Source organism: Marinobacter sp., assembly GCF_041690455.1.
Classification (GTDB): domain Bacteria; phylum Pseudomonadota; class Gammaproteobacteria; order Pseudomonadales; family Oleiphilaceae; genus Marinobacter.
Genome location: NZ_JAWLHI010000085.1, coordinates 1 through 15355 on the forward strand (window position 1 = coordinate 1; position 15355 = coordinate 15355).

The window sequence follows — 15355 nt, forward strand, 5'->3', positions numbered from 1 at the left end:
GATACGAAGGCACGTTGTAGCTTCCTCGATATTCCTCCAGGAACGTATGCGTTGGCCGTCATCCATGATGAGAATATGGATGGCAAGCTCAACACTAACTTTCTGGGGATCCCCACGGAAGGTTATGGTTTTTCAAGCGGCGCAGAGGCTGGGATGAGTGCGCCTTCATTCGAGGCCGCCAGCTTTTCGTACGATGGGCAAAATCTGGATCTGACTATTAGATTGGATTATTAAAAAACCGGGACAACCGGGACAGATCTATTTTTCCTAAGCCACCAGGGACGCCGCGAGAATAATCCCGATTTCACTTAGCAGCAGGTTGGCGGCATCCTGGACCCGACGGTTAATCCAGACGGACAGCTGTAATATCTCCGCCTCGGCCTATCCCGACGACAACCGGGAATGAGACAAAGTGGAAACGTGTCGTGACATTGTCGTCATGCACGGCAAAGCCGAACGTATAGGTGTTACCGCGCTTCAGGGCGATGTCGTCGTCATGGCCGGTGTCGAGCGGTCTGATCCAGGTCACAATCCAGCTCCCATTTTCCCACTTGCCGGTAACCCTACTGTTGTCCGCCGCCGAGCCTCGGGCGTCCACGCGACTCAGCAGTCGGCCTGGAAGCACGTCGCCTTCTTTCCATCCGGCGTCGGGGTCATAGGGAGTCGCGTTATCTTCGCGGATCAGGGCCGCAGGTTCCGGGCCAGTCTCTATATCCGACACGGTGAGGGATTTCCGGCCAACTTTCTTGGGATCGAACATGAATTCAGGGGTCATGGAGTCGCGATCGACGTTCCAGGAGAACGGTTTTTTCCCTTCGTCGAAAAGGCGGTATCCGAGTACAAAGCCGTCGTCTGCCATGTCGACCGGGTTGCTCCGGGCCGCGCGCCACTGCATCAGATCCAGAAAAACGCCCTTTTCCTTGAGTTTCGCCAGAGCTTCGGGGGATTTAACCTTGTCCCAGCTCGTGGATGTGTCGGTACGGGAGTCGGGAAGGTACTTGCGCACGTCATTGCGGCCCAGGCCACCTTCGCCCAGATACGGGTGAGAGCGGACCGCTTCTGATGCAGGTTCGCCCGGCATGTCCCGCATGCCGGTGTGGCAACTGAGCCAGCACCCCTGCTCGGCAAAACGTTGTACATCGCCATCGTCGATCATGATCGCAAGTCGGTCTTCGTAGAGGGGCGGCTCCTCTCCCTGACGCACGCGCTTTGCCGATCGTGGGCCGCCGTAAAATGCCCATGCCTGCCCATCGTAGCGCATGTAGTTGTGCATCACGCCGGGCCGTTCGGCTTGAGTCTTCCAGCGGAACCGGAGGTACAGGTTTTCCTCGTCGTGAGCAGCCTGGACAGCCAATCGCAGTGACCCTTTCTTGCCATCGATCGGATTGGGTTCCAGTCGGCCACCCGAGACAATATCGCTACCCATGCGTTGTTCCGAGTCACGGTGGCAGTGCTTGCAGGAGGTGCCGCGTCCCACCATGCGGGCACCGCGGTGCTCCGGGCTGCGTAACCACTGGAAGCTCGATTGTCCGGGATAGAACAGGGTAACCTCTTCAACCGGAATCGGTGTCCAGTCGATTGGTGTTGTGGCGTCTGCCAGAGCGGAAGCTGCAGAAAAGTTAGCGGTGAAGGCAACCACGGCGAGGTATCTCAATGAAGTCTGCAACATGGTGCATCCTCGGCAGGGTAAGTGGGTTCCGACGGCGGGACTTTTAATCTTCCCTGGAAACGCTCGTTCATGCCCACAACATAGACTACGATGCCTGTATGGGAAACAACGGAAACCTGGGACAGATTTATTTTCCCGGTTTTCCCCACCATATTGTTCAACGCAGTCATAACCGCCAACCGATTTTAGCAGGGCTCTGTGGCAGACTAGATTGCATGACCAAAGGCAGGGAAACAGACTAGGCAGATGAAACCACTCTTCTTGATCGTTGCTTACCTCGTCGCTGTCACCTTGCCCTTGATTCTGTCCGCCTTGGTCGGAGGCCCGCCACGCGAGTTCCACCAGGAACTGGCCTCCGGCCTTGGCATTCTTGCCTTCTCGATGATCTTGGTGGAATTCATCCTGTCCGGCCGTTTCAAAGCCATTTCCAATGACGTCGGCATGGATGTGACCATGCGGTTTCACCAGATCATGGCTCGCACGTTACTGGTCTTTGCTGTGTTGCACCCGCTTCTTTACCAGGGGACGCCGACAGCTGGCGAGCGCCCATGGGATCCCACGCGCCAATTGACGCTCACGACCGATTTTTCCGATCTGTCGACGGGCATTGCCGCCTGGCTGCTGCTTACAGGCCTTGTTGTCATGGCCATCGGTCGCACCCAGCTGGGTTACCGATACGAGATATGGCGCCTGTTACACGGGGTGGGCGCACTCCTGATCGCGTTGCTTCTGTTGCATCATACGGTGTATGCAGGGCGTTACGGCTCGCAGCCGGTGATGACCTGGGTGTGGCTGGCCATGACGGGCGTGGCGGTTGGCTCACTGCTGATGGTTTACCTGGTGGTTCCCTGGCTGCAGAAGGCGCGCCCCTGGCGCGTGAGCTCTGTCGTTCGATTGACGCCAAAGCAATGGGAAGTGACCGTGACACCAGACGGTCATCACGGTCTGGATTACAAAGCCGGGCAATTTGCCTGGCTGAATGTGGGGCACAGCACCTTCTCGATGAAAGAAAACCCGTTCTCCATTTCCTCAGCGCCGGCGGCCGGGCCGGAAGTCTCCTTCATGATCAAAGAGCTAGGAGACTTCACACGAACCATTGGCGAGATAGAACCTGAAACCGTCGCTTATCTGGACGGCCCTTATGGCAACCTGACCGTCGATGGTCGCGACGAACCCGGGGTCGCGCTCATCGCCGGTGGCGTTGGCCTTGCTCCGCTGCTGGGCATACTCAGGCAAATGCGTCTGACCGGCGATTCGCGCAAGGTGAAGGTGATCTATGGCAACCGGATCGTCGAGCAGATTGCCTATCGTGAGGAGTTGGGTGAGGAGGATGTCGTCTATGTGCTGTCAGAACCGCCGGAAGGCTGGCAGGGAGAGACAGGCTTCATCAATGCCGCGCTGATGGATCGCGTGTTTTCAGAGGAAGAGTTCAGCGAATGGGCCTTTGTGATGTGCGGACCAGCGATCATGATGGATATCGTTGAAGATCACTTGATCAAGAGGGGAACGCCCTCTCACCGTATCCTGGCGGAGCGGTTCAGCTATGACTAATCCAATCAGGCGTGTGAGTCAGCGGCGACGGCTTTCTTTGGTCATCTGGGGGCTGAACATCACCTTGTGCCTGGTCCTTCTTGTTTTTGTGTTGCGCTGATCCAGGGCTGGGCAGTTACCCCGGGCTCACTGCCGCCGAATGGATCGCGCGGATTAAGATTAACCCCATCATACTCATCAGGGTGTCACGGTGATCAACGTTTGCTCAGAAGAGGCCTTGTCGGAACTGCTGCAGTCGAACCCTGCGGTTCTTGTGCTCTTTGGCGGACCGCACTGCGGTGTCTGCCAGGCCATCAAGCCTCAACTCGAAAAGCTCGCGAATGACGAGTTCCCGAAACTGGTGACGGCCTACATCGATTGTCAGGAAACCGCCGCGCCGGTATGTGCTGCCCGCGGTATTTTTTCTCTGCCTGTGGTCCAGCTATGGTTTCGCGGGCAGCGATTCACGGAATTCGCGAGGGTGTTTTCCATTGGTGAGGTGCGCTCGGCACTGGAGCGGCCTTATGGGCTCATGGTGTGAATGCAGGAATGGGGTAGAACCCCTTTTGCTCTGTATACCGTTTCAGTTGAAGTGTGCCGTTTCTTCCTGATAGCTTGCTCCGCACGCTTAGAGAGGTAAGTTGCGAACTCGTCACCAGTGAATGTTCTGGTTCTGTCCAGGCAAGCCAGATTGATTGCCAGTACACACCTTTCAGGAGCAATGACCGTGCAGCTGTCCTACATAGGCGGCGGTAAAGGCCGCTTCCTGAAAGGCCTTCAAACCCGTATCGGCAAAAGCAATTGGCAGCGGGTTGGATGCCAGGGTGGACTTGATCAGTGCCGGGGGTAGCATGGTCACCGTCAACTCAATATCGGTGATCAGTTGAATGGCCGCTTCCATTTTAAAGCTGATGGCACCACCGGCAAATTTGCCTTTTGGCATCCGCTCTTTGATCGCGACACTGGTGACCCCGTACTCGGCCATCAACGCCGCAAAGGCCCCCTGGAAACGCTTCAAATCCTCACGGCTATGGTTTTTCGGCAGTGAGAGTTTGCGCACCTTGCACTCCGGCAGGTTGAACTGCCCCCTGTCCATATTCAGCAAACACACCACCGCATCACTGCCAGTCAGCTCAACCCCGCAAACAATCATAGCCATTGCCCTCTATGCGTCCGTTGCTGTCAGCCACAGCACTTCTTGAATTTGATACCGCTTCCGCAGGTGCAGAGGTCGTTTCGGGAGGGCGATTTTATCGTGGTGACCGTCCCTCCTTTATTCAGGAGAGCGGTGAGCTCGTTGATGGATTCAACGGCGCCCTCGCGGGTATCAACCGAAATATTCGCGTGCAGCTTCGCCCTGGCCACTTGTGCCTCAATCTCCTGCTTGCGCGCTTCACTGGTAACCACCAGCGTTAACGGATACTTCCTGCTGCCACTCTTTTGGCTGGCATTGGTCTGAAAGCCGCCGTAAGCGGTGTGGTGCTGGCGTGCGTCCTGCCGACCCTTGAAGAAAAATTTATCTGACATGCTGATATCCTGATGGGGAGAATACCCGAGCTACTGCCGGGAGGAATCTTTTAGCACGCTTGCGGAAACGGTGATATAGGCAGATATAATTTTCTGAATCGGCCCGGAGCCCCGAAATGATCAAGCCTAGTTGTTACAGCTGTCGGAAAAAGTTTGAGCCATCTGCGCTGAGGGTTTCTTACTCAAAAAACTACTGTGAGGGTTGCGGCGTGGGGCTATTTGGTGAGGATTACTTCCGTTTCGCCAGAAAACCCGCCCCATCTACCCAGAAAAACTTGGCTGTTCACGTTGCAGTGCTTTTTCTCTGTGCTGCTGGCTTGTTGTTATGGCTTTATTGAAAGTTAAACAGTGGAAACCGTGAAGCCGTCGAATCAACTTTGACCAAAGGGATACCTGCAAGTGAATCAAAAAGGCTCACTCACCTCATGGAACGACGCCAAGGGCTTCGGCTTCATCACTCCGGAAACCGGCGGGGAGCGTTTGTTTGCCCATATCAGCGCCTATCAGGGGCGGGGAAGGCCTTCAGCCAGCCGCAAAGTGGTTTACTCGCAGACCAAGGACGAGAAGGGCCGCCGAGAGCGGCAACCGGCGGGTGCCTGAGGGGCGGTTGCATCTGTTTGAACTTCTGTGTGGCTGGCCCGGGGCGTTGGTGGGCCAGCAATTCTTCCGCCACAAAACCCGCAAGACCTCGTTTCAGGTGGCCTTCTGGTTCAACGTGATTCTCAATCTTGCGGTTCTTGGCTGGTTGTTGGTGTGGCCGGATGCGGAGTTTGCCCGGCAGGCCCTGGAGATTAAACCGGTCATGGTTATCAGGATTTAGCTGTGCAAAAAAATCTGCTCAGAAGAGGTCTTATCGGAATTGCTCCAGCCCAGCCGTGCGGTTCTGCTCGCGTTATTTTTCTCGAGAAATAGATCTGTCCCGGTTTTTCGGTTTTTAGGACAGAACCTGGCCGCCGTCCACCACCAGCGTCTGGCCGGTCATCCACCGGGCCAGATCGGAAGCCAGGAACAACGCCACGTCGGCGACTTCTTCTGGCGTGCCCAGGCGCCCGAAGGGAATCCCCCCGCGAATACGCTCGTAGAGCTCCGGATTGTGCTGACGGGCCTGATCCCAGACGCCGCCCGGAAACTCGATCGAGCCCGGGGCAATGCCATTAACACGCACTTTATGCGGGGCCATGGCCACCGCCAGGCTGCCGGTGTAGTGAGCAACGGCGGCCTTGATAGCCGCGTAGGGGGCGGTGCGTGTCGAGGCGTGCAGGGCGGCGATGGAGGCAATGTTAATGATCGTACCCCCGGTTTCCTTAAGCGCTGGCAGGCAGGTATGGCTGGCGCGAACCGTGCCCATCAGATCCACCTCAACGCTGCTCAGCCAACCTTCTTCGTTGTCCTCCCGCCCGAACGCCGAGGCGCAATTGACCAGCACGTCCAGGCCGCCCAGCTCGCTCATGGCGCCCTGCAGATAGGTCTCTAGTGCGGCCTTGTCGCCGATGTCGCAACGAGCCACATGCAGCGCCAGCCCCTCGCTTGCCACTTCTTCCGCTAGTGCGTCCAGTGACGCCTGCCCGCGCGCACATACGGAAACGCTGGCACCGGCCCGGGCAAATCCCAACGCGATGGCCCGGCCAATACCCTTGCTGCCGCCAGCGACGATGACGCGCCGGCCGTGGAAATCAAACATTATTGAATGCTCCTGTTTTGCCGTTAGGTTTGGTCTCGCCTCCGGTCGCGCCAGTGGCTCGAAGCTCCAGCTACTTTACGCCGAAACGTGGATATGAGGAAAACAGGGACCGATCTACTTTCGGCGCTGGAGCGGCCTTATGGACTCTTGATTTGAACGCAGGAACGGGGTAGAACCCGTCAGCGCTTCTGGACCCAGAAGATTTACCGTTCCAGTCACAAATTCCAGAATCCGTTGCACCAGAAATGTAACTCCCTGGTTGCTGCCGCTCTGGGCAATCAGGATCCGCGCCTTTTGAGAGACAGGGACAAGGCCTGTGACACCTATCGTAAGTTGAAGGAGCCATAGCCCTGAGGTTTCCTTTTTTGAAACCTTATGCTAGAGTTTCCAAAAAAGAAACAAGGAAGTTTTGTGCACATAATTTCGAGGAAGCCGTTCAACGATGCAGCCAGGCAATTTCCCAATGATCGGGATGCATTGGTGAATACCTACACCACATTGCGAAATGGAAGGTTTGAAACACCGGATCAGTTGCGTCAGGTGTTCCCGTCACTGGACAATTTCAAATACCGGGACAAATGGTGGGTTATCGCCTTCGGCGGCAATAATTTGAGGATGATCGCCTTCATTGAGTTTCGTGATAACCGCATGTACGTGAAACACATTTGTAGCCACGCCGAATACGACCGGCTGATCGACAAATATCGTCGCAATAAGGAGTGAGGCTTATGTTATCGCCTGCTTTTGTTGAAATCAGAGACGCGCTGGCTCGGGTGCCTTTTGTGGCCCATATCGAAACTCAGGATGACTATGAGCGAGCGTTGGACCTTATGGATCAGTTGGTGGACGACTACGACGCCAACAAGCTGCTCATTGAGATTCTCGCTGCCAGCATTGAGCGCTGGGAGGACCAGGCTCCGGAGTTTTCCGACTTTAATGCTGTCGTTGCCGAAACCGACAGAGGGATTGCTGTACTGAAAACCCTGATGGCTCAACACGGTCTTGGGGTGGCTGATCTGCCGGAGTTGGGTTCAAAGGGTAATGTGAGCAAAATTCTCAATGGTGCTGAAGGAAAGAAGCTGACCCGCAAACATATGGAAGCACTGGGCAAGCGGTTTGGGGTGTCTCCGGTACTGTTTTTCTGAAGTGTTCCAGATGCAACGTGGACAGGGGGGCAATCGTTCTCGGCTATCCAGGGCGCCCTGACTCTCCGTTTTGAAGCACTCGCACGACGAAACCTGTAGTAACCCCTTAATACCCGCCTAACTGCCGCCACTGCTACTGTTTCCTGACCCGGCAAAACAAACACAGGGAGATACCCATGAGCGGGAAGAAGATTCTGATGATTACCGGTGATTTCACCGAAGACTACGAAACCATGGTGCCATTCCAGGCACTGCAGGCCGTCGGTCACACGGTTCACGCCGTTTGCCCGGACAAAAAAGCGGGCGATACCGTGGCCACTGCCATCCATGACTTCGAGGGCGACCAGACCTACACCGAAAAACCGGGCCATCGGTTTGCCCTGAATGCTGATTTTGACGGGCTGGACCCGGCAAATTACGACGCACTGGTGGTGCCCGGAGGTCGTGCCCCCGAGTACCTGCGCCTCAACAAAGATGTGCAGAATCTGGTTCGCCATTTCTTCGAAACCAACAAGCCGGTGGCGGCGATCTGCCACGGTGCTCAGTTGTTGGCCGCGGCGGGTGTTCTGGAGGGTCGCAAATGCTCTGCCTATCCGGCCTGCCAACCGGAAGTGGAACTCGCCGGCGGGACCTTCGCCGGTATCGAAGTTGATCAGGCTGTAACCGATGCTAATCTGGTAACAGCGCCCGCGTGGCCAGCCCATCCGGCCTGGCTGGCGCAATTCTTCAAATTGCTGGATCAGTAACGCAGCAGGGGCCAGGCCACCGGCCCCTCAGCGCTCTCAAGCACACCCAGGGAGGCCGTCATGTGCAAGCTCTTTATCAACGCCGACCCGGAGCTTTGGGTCAGCCGGACCCACTCCCTGCGTATTGACGGCATGGTGACCAGTGTGCGGATGGAAAACGCCTTCTGGCAGGTACTGTCAGAGTTGGCCGAACGGGATGGTATGAACCTGCCGCAGATGATCACCCGGCTTTACCACGAATCCATTGATGCGGGCCATGATCTTGGCAATTTCACATCCTTCCTTCGGGTTTGTGCGCTGCGCTATCTTGAGCTGCAACTGAGTGGCGATGTTCCGAGGGATACCCGGGTACCGATTGCCTCACTTGATGCAGACCGTATTCTCGCCGGCGAACCCGGTGAGCCGGCAACACCGGAAGTCGTGAGCAAGGCAAGGCACTGACCTCAGAACGAAAAGCGGGACAGGCTGATTCTTGCTGACAGCGAAAGACAACCGCATTTGCTAGTATTGCCCTCCGTTAGCCTGAAACCAATACAGCCCCGCGCAATGAATGCTCCCTTCAAACTGCGGCCCTACCAGCAGGAAGCCGTCGACGCCACGCTGAGGCATTTCCGCCAATCCGATGAGTCTGCCGTTATTGTGTTGCCGACCGGTGCGGGTAAAAGCCTGGTCATTGCCGATCTGGCCCGTCTTGCCCGGCGCAAGATTCTGGTGCTGACCCACGTCAAAGAGCTGGTGGAGCAGAATCACGCCAAATATCAGAGTTATGGTTTAACGGGCGGCATCTTCTCCGCCGGGCTGAAGCGCAAGGAAAACAAGCATCAGGTGACCTTTGCCAGTGTGCAGTCCGTCTCGGCGAATCTGGATCAGTTCCGGGATGAATACTCGCTGGTCATCATCGATGAGTGCCATCGGGTCAGCGGTGAGGAAACCAGTCAGTATCAACGGATCATCGAGTTGCTGCGGCAGCAGAATGACGCCCTCAAGGTGCTGGGGCTAACGGCTACACCCTATCGCCTCGCCATGGGCTGGATCTATCGCTATCACTACCGGGGCTTTGTCCGAGGCGATCAGGATAAGCCCTTTCAGCACTGCATTTACGAACTGCCGTTGAGCTACATGATCAGCCGCGGGTATCTCACCCGGCCCGAGCTGGTGAACGCGGCGGTGGCTCAATACGACTTCTCCGCGCTGGCCCAGGACCGCTTTGGTGAATACGCCGAGAAGGACGTTAACCAGCTGCTGAGCAAACATAAGCGCGTGACCCGGGCGATCATCGAGCAGGTGGTAGAACTGGCCGCCGACCGCAAAGGCGTGATGATCTTTGCGGCAACGGTGCAGCATGCCCGGGAGATCACTGGCTATCTGCCGGAGCACGAAACCGCCCTGGTGACCGGCGCGACCGATCTGAAGGATCGGGATTCGCTGATCCAGCGCTTCAAACAGCGGCAGTTGAAGTATCTGGTGAATGTGTCCGTGCTCACCACGGGCTTTGATGCGCCCCATGTGGACTTTATTGCCATTCTTCGTCCTACCCAGTCGGTCAGCCTGTATCAACAGATCGTGGGCCGTGGTCTTCGTCTGGACGAAGGCAAGCAGGACTGTCTGGTGATTGATTACGCGGGCAACAGCGTGAACCTGCATCACCCTGAGGTAGGGGAGCCGAAGCCGAATCCGGACAGCGAGCCGGTGCAGGTGTTCTGCCCGGGCTGTGGTTTTGCAAATATCTTCTGGGGCAAGACCGACGGTGAAGGCCGTGTTGTCGAGCACTACGGCCGCCGGTGTCAGGGGCTGCTGGAGCCTGCGAAAGAGGATCAACCGGTCGTGCAGAACGGGCGCCCGCAACAGTGTGATTACCGTTTCCGTCTCAAGGAGTGCCCGCACTGCGGAAGCGAGAATGATATTGCGGCCCGTAACTGCGGGCAGTGCCAGAAGGCCATCATCGACCCGGACGATCAGCTAAGAGATGCGCTGAAGCTCAAGGATGCCATGGTGATTCGTTGCGCGGGGATCACATTGAGTGTAGATGGCGGCAAACTGAGGATCACCTATCACGGCGAGGATGGGGAGGAACTCAGCGAATCGTTTGATTTCGGCAAGCCGGGCCAGCGCACCGTCTTCAACAAACTGTTTGGACGTCGTTTCGCGAACAGCCAGGCCCCGAAAGCGTTCAGCATGGCCGATGAGGTGCTTGAGAGTCAGGCCTTGTTGCCGGCACCGGACTTCGTCATTGCCCGGAAGCAGAAGCACTATTGGCAGGTGCAGGAACGGATTTTTGATTATCAGGGCAATTATCGTAAGGCGAATGAGGCGTAAGGACGTGTTTTTCTGGCCCGGTTTTCCATAAGTCCACAAATCAGCATATAGCGATAACCTGAACTACACTCCTATGAACCTACACCGGCATAGGGAGGCTCTGCCTATGGCTGACCGACCGAACGTAGTTTTATTTGATGTCCTTGAGACATTGATTGATCTGGATCCGCTGGCGGCTCGGCTGGAAGCGGTTGGCCAGCCAGCGACCATTCTGCAGCCCTGGTTCCTGCGCTTTCAACGGGATGCCATGGCATTGACCCTTGCCGGTGACACGGCACCCTTCGACGCGCTTGCTCGGGAATCACTCCGCACGGAAACGAAACACACGCTCAGTGAACGTGATATTGAATATGTGGTTGAAGGGTTCTCCACGCTGCCCGCCTTCGACGATGCCGCGCCGGCTATGAAGAAAATCTCTGAGGCGGGCGTGTCCGTTGGATGCCTCACCGTCAACAATCCTGACAAAACACGCCGTTTCCTTGAGGGTGCAGGGCTTTCCGGGTTTGTTGACCACGTAGTCACCTCCCAGGACGCGGGTATCTGGAAGCCCCATCCGGAAATCTACCGTTTCGCCGCAAAACGTTTGGGTACGCCGATTGAGCGCCTGGCGCTGGTTGCCGTGCATGCCTGGGATTGCCATGGCGCAAAACGGGCCGGTGCAGTTTCGGGCTGGTGTTCGCGCCTTGAATACAAGCCTGGCGATGTCTTTCTGCCTCCCGATGTCACGGGCGATAGCCTGGTTGAGGTTGCAGACAAACTGATGTCGCTGAACTGAACATTGCGCACTCCGGCAATCTTCACTTTGAGTTGGTCGTCCGTGGCAGGCGACTAGTTCAATATATGGGCCGAAACACCAGCAGCCGATTGTTGGCAGGCATGGGGTGATTCTCAGAGAGGGTCATCCCGGCCGATTCCGCCAGAGCACAGAGGTCGATCAGGTCCCGGATGCCCATATGGGGTGCCTGGGATCTCAGGTGCTGATCAAAACGACGGTTGCTGTCACTCGAGTATTCGCCCTGGTTGTTGAAGGGGCCGTACAGGCAAAAGGCGCCATTTTCCGGCAGGCGCTCACCGATACCTCGGAACATCTGTTCGACTTCCCTCCAGGACATGATGTGGGCGGTATTTGCGGAGAACACCCATTGGAAGGTGTCGACCGGCCAGTTGGCATCGCTTACGTCCAGCTCAACGACGGGCAGGATGTTGGGTAAGGCGGCCTGCTCCAGCCGGGCGCCACACAGATGAGCCGCCTCGGGATGGTCACTTGGTTGCCACTGCAGGTGAGGCATGGCCTGTGCGAAATGCACGGCGTGCTGTCCGGTGAGTGTTCCGATTTCCAGGACCTTGCCTGGCCCATTAAAGATCCCCTGCAGCTTCTCCAGGATCGGGGCCTTATTGTTCTCACAGGCCTGGGAATAGGGTAGGTCGTCGGTCATCGGGTAACATCTCCTCTGTCGGGTCGCAACGGTGGCTGCCGCTACCCGATGCTTTGGTGATTAGCTGAGAATAAAGCCGCTGCTGGTTATAATGGCATATCTTGAACCGTCCCGGAGAACCCTATGCCAATCGAAAAGAATCAGGTGCTCCTGTTTCACTACAGCGTCACTGGGCAGGCGTCTCCCGGTCGACCATCCTAAGGTATTCAGACTGTATTCATGATGAAATCAATCGCCCTGGCGGCACTGTTAGTCGTTCTTCTGGGGTTTATCGGTGTTCAGTATTACATTACGTCCGTCCCTGCTCTTGAGGCTCCCATCACCGTTGGTGAAGTCCGGGAAGTGAAGTCTGAAAAATCGCTGGTGGTTACACTGGTGGACAGCGAAGGGCAGCGATTTACCGTTGGGCTTCGGGGCGATACCGCCAAACCGGAGGAAGCCGCGCTTTTCTATATCCGGAATCCGGATATCATTCCCTATGTCTTCTGGCCGGGTCTTCGCAGTAATGATGAAAAGCGGGTTCTGGAATTGCTGGAGGACCTGATCGAATCAGACGCGTCAGGCGTTGCCGCCGTTCGCAGCATCTACTCGGTTTTGAAGGAGCGCAACTGACGATCAGGACGAGTTTAGGCGCAGTGAGCATGCATCTGTGTGGTACCTGATCTAGTCTGATGAGACGGGGATCTCGTAAATTTGACTGAGCATGGACGAGTGCTTGAGAGATTGCCCTGACGAAACTGCGATAAGAGGATTGGATATGCCTCAGCTTCGTTTTACCTACCTGCTCTGTTTTGCTGTTCTTGCTGCTTTTCTCGCTGCCTCGTCCGCGCAGGCCCATCACGGCTGGGCCTGGGCAACCGACGAGGAATTTGAAATCACCGGTGTGATCCAATCTGTGCGCCTGGGTAATCCTCATGGCGAGGTCACCATAAGCGTGGATGGCGAGGAATGGGTTGTTGAAGTTGGTCAGCCTTGGCGTAACGACCGTGTCGGGCTCAGCAAAGAGATGTTGAGCCAGGGCCGGGAAATTACCGTGCATGGTCATCGCTCCGCCAGAGAAGGCGAACGGCTGGTCAAGGCCGAGCGGGTTGTGATCGACGGGAAGGATTACGATCTGTATCCCGGCCGGAAGTCCTGATCCCGGGGATGATTGAACAAGCGCTGGTCGCCGTCGAGGATTTGGCCTTTGTCTCGGCCCTGCGCAACTCCACATTCATGTACCCGCTGGTAAATGCCGGGCATATTCTCGGGGTTTCGATGCTGGTAGGCGGCATTGTGCCGCTGGATTTACGTTTGCTGGGGCTCTGGCGCAAGTACCCCGTGATGGTGTTTGTCGATGTGCTCCGAATCACATCGGCGATTGGTTTGGGGTTGGCGGTCGTATGCGGTGCGCTTTTATTCGCCACGGCGGCCGTGGATTATGCCCGGTCGCCGCTGTTTCAGGTGAAGATAGTGCTTGTCTTGATGGGTGTGTCGAACGCGTTGATTCTGGGGCGGGTGTTGAAGCGCCAGGATATACCGAGTCTCCCGATGAAGGCTCGCATGCCCCCGTCCCTGAGGGCAGGGGCCGTGTTGTCTTTGGTGGTGTGGAGCAGTGTGCTGATCCTTGGCCGGCTGCTGGGGTACTTTTGAGCTCGCGGGTGTGCTGAACTTGGGGTCAGATGAACGAGTTCATCAGACCCCTGAGCATGAGACCCCTGGGGTTGAATTCACGCGCTCACCCTCGCATGTCTGTGGTACGAATCTTTTATAAAGCCGCATTTGCTCCAAGTGGCTTTCAAGGCAACAGGAGGAAGCATGGAGACGCGAACATTCGGAAACACTGACATTCAGGTCACACCCGTCGGGCTCGGTACCTGGGCCATTGGTGGCTGGATGTGGGGCGGAACGGACGAAGCCCAGTCCATCGATACCATCCACAGGGCCATCGACAAGGGTATTGGTCTGATCGACACGGCGCCGGTATACGGCTTCGGGCGCTCAGAGGAAATTGTGGGCAAGGCCCTCGCCGACGGCCGGCGGGATCAGGTAGCCCTGGCCACCAAGGTGGCTCTGAACTGGAACGATGATCAGGATAAAGTCTGGCGGGATGCCTCTGCTGCGCGCATAGAGCGGGAGGTTGAGGATTCCCTGAAACGCCTTCAGACGGACCGGATCGACATTTACCAGGTCCATTGGCCCGATCCGAAGACGCCCATGGAAGAGACCGCCCGGGCGCTGGAAAATCTCTATCAGGCCGGGAAAATCCGCGCCATTGGCGTCAGCAACTTCACGCCGTCGCAGATGGACGAGTTGCAGAAGAGTGTGCCCCTGCACAGCCTGCAGCCTCCGTATAACCTCTTTGAACGGGAGATCGAAAAGGAGATTCTTCCGTATTGTCGTGAAAATGGCATTGCCACGATTACCTACGGAGGTCTTTGCCGCGGTCTGCTGTCCGGCAAGATGCGGGAGGACACCCAGTTCACCGGTGACGACCTGCGCAAGAACGATCCCAAGTTCCAGGGCGACCGCTATCGCCAATACCTGAATGCCGTGGCTGAACTGGATGCCTTTGCCCGCGAGCGGTATCAGAAAAATGTGCTGGCTCTGGCCCTTCGCTGGCTGGTGGATCAGCCCGGTGTGACAACCGCGCTTTGGGGTGCGAGAAGACCGGAACAGCTGGATCCGGTCGATGACATTGAGGGCTGGTCGCTGGATAAGAAAGCGATGTCCGCAATCGATGACATCCTGGACCGGTGCATTGACGATCCCGTCGGGCCCGAGTTTATGGCGCCGCCGACTCGGTGATTGGCGGTCGTGGCCGGGTCCCCCGGTTCAAAGTTCAACGAACCGGGGGATCAACATAATCGCAATGCCGACGGCCACCATGGTGAGGGCATCGGTCATGAGGTACGGATAAAGTATCAGCGCCAGCCCGCACCATCGGACGGCCATATTTGACTGCCTTCGCCCGTAAATGAAATAACCGATGCCGATGGAGCTGAAGATCAGGCCCCAAACCAGGATCGCAGTGTCCATAGTGTGAATGTCTCCGGCGGAAAAGGTTTACCTTATCCTCTGCGGACTTGCTTGGGGACCCCCAAAACCTCATACAGATCCCATCTTGAATCAATGAGCTATCCTGTGATTCTCAACCTTCACGTATGAGAGCCGAGCAATGATCGAAACGCCACTGGAATTCCCGAGCCAGGGTACAACCTGCCGCGGTGTGCTTTATACGCCGGACGCCGACAGCAGTAACTTGCCGTGTATCGTGATGGCGCATGGTTTTGGGCTGACTCATGCCAGTGGTCTTGCACCGTTTA

General features: G+C 56.7%; 21 protein-coding genes. 15 read left to right on the forward strand and 6 right to left on the reverse strand.

Annotated elements, in window-relative coordinates; translation table 11 throughout:
• Positions 1 to 234: DUF2141 domain-containing protein (locus ACESMW_RS16555; RefSeq protein WP_372988104.1), on the forward strand; the 234-nt coding region annotated here is incomplete at its 5' end.
• Positions 235 to 343: 109 nt separating this feature from the next.
• On the opposite strand, the gene ACESMW_RS16560 is transcribed toward ACESMW_RS16555, so the two are convergent.
• Positions 344 to 1669: an ethylbenzene dehydrogenase-related protein gene (locus tag ACESMW_RS16560; RefSeq protein ID WP_372988105.1), complete on the reverse strand. Its 1326-nt coding sequence runs from the start codon at positions 1667 to 1669 to the stop codon at positions 344 to 346.
• 246 nt (positions 1670 to 1915) lie between these two features.
• Here ACESMW_RS16560 and ACESMW_RS16565 point away from each other — a divergent pair, with 246 nt between their 5' ends.
• The gene (locus ACESMW_RS16565; protein ID WP_372988106.1) at positions 1916 to 3220 is read left to right on the forward strand and encodes a ferric reductase-like transmembrane domain-containing protein; all 1305 of its coding nucleotides are present in this window, start codon (positions 1916 to 1918) and stop codon (positions 3218 to 3220) included.
• Between the two features lie 217 nt (positions 3221 to 3437).
• On the forward strand, positions 3438 to 3740 hold the full coding sequence (locus ACESMW_RS16570; RefSeq protein ID WP_372988107.1) for a thioredoxin family protein: 303 nt from the start codon (positions 3438 to 3440) through the stop codon (positions 3738 to 3740).
• Between the two features lie 171 nt (positions 3741 to 3911).
• Here the strand turns inward: ACESMW_RS16570 and ACESMW_RS16575 are convergent, their stop codons facing one another.
• Positions 3912 to 4352, reverse strand: a complete 441-nt coding sequence (locus tag ACESMW_RS16575; protein WP_372988121.1) for a DUF3010 family protein — start codon at positions 4350 to 4352, stop codon at positions 3912 to 3914.
• A gap of 29 nt (positions 4353 to 4381) precedes the next feature.
• Positions 4382 to 4726 carry a PBPRA1643 family SWIM/SEC-C metal-binding motif protein gene (locus ACESMW_RS16580; protein WP_372988108.1) on the reverse strand — a complete coding sequence of 115 codons (345 nt, stop codon included), beginning with the start codon at positions 4724 to 4726 and terminating at the stop codon, positions 4382 to 4384.
• Between the two features lie 399 nt (positions 4727 to 5125).
• Here ACESMW_RS16580 and ACESMW_RS19020 point away from each other — a divergent pair, with 399 nt between their 5' ends.
• Together ACESMW_RS19020 and ACESMW_RS19025 are read left to right on the forward strand one after the other, a co-directional pair.
• Entirely contained in the window at positions 5126 to 5326 is a 201-nt protein-coding gene (locus ACESMW_RS19020; protein ID WP_411289443.1) for a cold shock domain-containing protein, read from the forward strand.
• 7 nt (positions 5327 to 5333) lie between these two features.
• On the forward strand, positions 5334 to 5546 hold the full coding sequence (locus ACESMW_RS19025) for a DUF1294 domain-containing protein (protein WP_411289444.1): 213 nt from the start codon (positions 5334 to 5336) through the stop codon (positions 5544 to 5546).
• Positions 5547 to 5660: 114 nt separating this feature from the next.
• Here ACESMW_RS19025 and ACESMW_RS16590 read toward each other — a convergent pair whose 3' ends face one another.
• Positions 5661 to 6407 carry an SDR family NAD(P)-dependent oxidoreductase gene (locus ACESMW_RS16590; protein ID WP_372988109.1) on the reverse strand — a complete coding sequence of 249 codons (747 nt, stop codon included), beginning with the start codon at positions 6405 to 6407 and terminating at the stop codon, positions 5661 to 5663.
• A 480-nt stretch (positions 6408 to 6887) separates the two neighbouring features.
• Here ACESMW_RS16590 and ACESMW_RS16595 point away from each other — a divergent pair, with 480 nt between their 5' ends.
• The 6 genes from ACESMW_RS16595 to ACESMW_RS16620 all read left to right on the forward strand — a co-directional run bounded on the left by ACESMW_RS16595 (position 6888) and on the right by ACESMW_RS16620 (position 11389).
• Positions 6888 to 7130, forward strand: coding sequence for a type II toxin-antitoxin system HigB family toxin (locus ACESMW_RS16595; RefSeq protein ID WP_372988110.1), 243 nt, complete (start codon positions 6888 to 6890; stop codon positions 7128 to 7130).
• Between the two features lie 5 nt (positions 7131 to 7135).
• Positions 7136 to 7552 (forward strand): type II toxin-antitoxin system HigA family antitoxin, encoded by a 417-nt coding sequence (locus ACESMW_RS16600; RefSeq protein ID WP_372988111.1) that lies wholly within the window; start codon positions 7136 to 7138, stop codon positions 7550 to 7552.
• 176 nt (positions 7553 to 7728) lie between these two features.
• Complete coding sequence (locus ACESMW_RS16605; RefSeq protein WP_113862388.1) at positions 7729 to 8298, forward strand: DJ-1/PfpI family protein; 570 nt, start codon at positions 7729 to 7731, stop codon at positions 8296 to 8298.
• A 60-nt stretch (positions 8299 to 8358) separates the two neighbouring features.
• Complete coding sequence (locus tag ACESMW_RS16610) at positions 8359 to 8739, forward strand: ribbon-helix-helix domain-containing protein (RefSeq protein ID WP_372988112.1); 381 nt, start codon at positions 8359 to 8361, stop codon at positions 8737 to 8739.
• A 105-nt stretch (positions 8740 to 8844) separates the two neighbouring features.
• Positions 8845 to 10614: a DEAD/DEAH box helicase family protein gene (locus ACESMW_RS16615; protein WP_372988113.1), complete on the forward strand. Its 1770-nt coding sequence runs from the start codon at positions 8845 to 8847 to the stop codon at positions 10612 to 10614.
• A 106-nt stretch (positions 10615 to 10720) separates the two neighbouring features.
• Positions 10721 to 11389, forward strand: a complete 669-nt coding sequence (locus ACESMW_RS16620; protein ID WP_372988114.1) for an HAD family hydrolase — start codon at positions 10721 to 10723, stop codon at positions 11387 to 11389.
• 58 nt (positions 11390 to 11447) lie between these two features.
• Here ACESMW_RS16620 and ACESMW_RS16625 read toward each other — a convergent pair whose 3' ends face one another.
• The gene (locus ACESMW_RS16625; RefSeq protein WP_372988115.1) at positions 11448 to 12050 is read right to left on the reverse strand and encodes a DUF938 domain-containing protein; all 603 of its coding nucleotides are present in this window, start codon (positions 12048 to 12050) and stop codon (positions 11448 to 11450) included.
• Between the two features lie 219 nt (positions 12051 to 12269).
• Here ACESMW_RS16625 and ACESMW_RS16630 point away from each other — a divergent pair, with 219 nt between their 5' ends.
• The 4 genes from ACESMW_RS16630 to ACESMW_RS16645 all read left to right on the forward strand — a co-directional run bounded on the left by ACESMW_RS16630 (position 12270) and on the right by ACESMW_RS16645 (position 14837).
• Positions 12270 to 12662, forward strand: a complete 393-nt coding sequence (locus ACESMW_RS16630) for a hypothetical protein (RefSeq protein ID WP_372988116.1) — start codon at positions 12270 to 12272, stop codon at positions 12660 to 12662.
• Positions 12663 to 12807: 145 nt separating this feature from the next.
• Complete coding sequence (locus ACESMW_RS16635; RefSeq protein WP_372988117.1) at positions 12808 to 13188, forward strand: DUF6152 family protein; 381 nt, start codon at positions 12808 to 12810, stop codon at positions 13186 to 13188.
• A gap of 8 nt (positions 13189 to 13196) precedes the next feature.
• On the forward strand, positions 13197 to 13682 hold the full coding sequence (locus tag ACESMW_RS16640) for a hypothetical protein (RefSeq protein ID WP_372988118.1): 486 nt from the start codon (positions 13197 to 13199) through the stop codon (positions 13680 to 13682).
• Positions 13683 to 13847: 165 nt separating this feature from the next.
• The gene (locus ACESMW_RS16645) at positions 13848 to 14837 is read left to right on the forward strand and encodes an aldo/keto reductase (RefSeq protein ID WP_372988119.1); all 990 of its coding nucleotides are present in this window, start codon (positions 13848 to 13850) and stop codon (positions 14835 to 14837) included.
• Positions 14838 to 14864: 27 nt separating this feature from the next.
• Here ACESMW_RS16645 and ACESMW_RS16650 read toward each other — a convergent pair whose 3' ends face one another.
• Positions 14865 to 15068 (reverse strand): hypothetical protein, encoded by a 204-nt coding sequence (locus ACESMW_RS16650; RefSeq protein ID WP_372988120.1) that lies wholly within the window; start codon positions 15066 to 15068, stop codon positions 14865 to 14867.
• Between the last annotated feature and the right edge of the window lie 287 nt (positions 15069 to 15355).

What these genes read in the sequence shown, in the direction of transcription:
- ACESMW_RS16580 (WP_372988108.1), bottom strand. Translation starts at nt 4,726, where the DNA reads ATGTCAGATAAATTTTTCTTCAAGGGTCGGCAGGACGCACGCCAGCAC.
- ACESMW_RS16650 (WP_372988120.1), bottom strand. Translation starts at nt 15,068, where the DNA reads ATGGACACTGCGATCCTGGTTTGGGGCCTGATCTTCAGCTCCATCGGC.
- ACESMW_RS16645 (WP_372988119.1), top strand. Translation starts at nt 13,848, where the DNA reads ATGGAGACGCGAACATTCGGAAACACTGACATTCAGGTCACACCCGTC.
- ACESMW_RS16630 (WP_372988116.1), top strand. Translation starts at nt 12,270, where the DNA reads ATGATGAAATCAATCGCCCTGGCGGCACTGTTAGTCGTTCTTCTGGGG.
- ACESMW_RS16565 (WP_372988106.1), top strand. Translation starts at nt 1,916, where the DNA reads ATGAAACCACTCTTCTTGATCGTTGCTTACCTCGTCGCTGTCACCTTG.
- ACESMW_RS16615 (WP_372988113.1), top strand. Translation starts at nt 8,845, where the DNA reads ATGAATGCTCCCTTCAAACTGCGGCCCTACCAGCAGGAAGCCGTCGAC.
- ACESMW_RS16590 (WP_372988109.1), bottom strand. Translation starts at nt 6,407, where the DNA reads ATGTTTGATTTCCACGGCCGGCGCGTCATCGTCGCTGGCGGCAGCAAG.
- ACESMW_RS16620 (WP_372988114.1), top strand. Translation starts at nt 10,721, where the DNA reads ATGGCTGACCGACCGAACGTAGTTTTATTTGATGTCCTTGAGACATTG.
- ACESMW_RS16560 (WP_372988105.1), bottom strand. Translation starts at nt 1,669, where the DNA reads ATGTTGCAGACTTCATTGAGATACCTCGCCGTGGTTGCCTTCACCGCT.
- ACESMW_RS16635 (WP_372988117.1), top strand. Translation starts at nt 12,808, where the DNA reads ATGCCTCAGCTTCGTTTTACCTACCTGCTCTGTTTTGCTGTTCTTGCT.
- ACESMW_RS16640 (WP_372988118.1), top strand. Translation starts at nt 13,197, where the DNA reads ATGATTGAACAAGCGCTGGTCGCCGTCGAGGATTTGGCCTTTGTCTCG.
- ACESMW_RS16575 (WP_372988121.1), bottom strand. Translation starts at nt 4,352, where the DNA reads ATGATTGTTTGCGGGGTTGAGCTGACTGGCAGTGATGCGGTGGTGTGT.
- ACESMW_RS16605 (WP_113862388.1), top strand. Translation starts at nt 7,729, where the DNA reads ATGAGCGGGAAGAAGATTCTGATGATTACCGGTGATTTCACCGAAGAC.
- ACESMW_RS16610 (WP_372988112.1), top strand. Translation starts at nt 8,359, where the DNA reads ATGTGCAAGCTCTTTATCAACGCCGACCCGGAGCTTTGGGTCAGCCGG.
- ACESMW_RS16625 (WP_372988115.1), bottom strand. Translation starts at nt 12,050, where the DNA reads ATGACCGACGACCTACCCTATTCCCAGGCCTGTGAGAACAATAAGGCC.
- ACESMW_RS16600 (WP_372988111.1), top strand. Translation starts at nt 7,136, where the DNA reads ATGTTATCGCCTGCTTTTGTTGAAATCAGAGACGCGCTGGCTCGGGTG.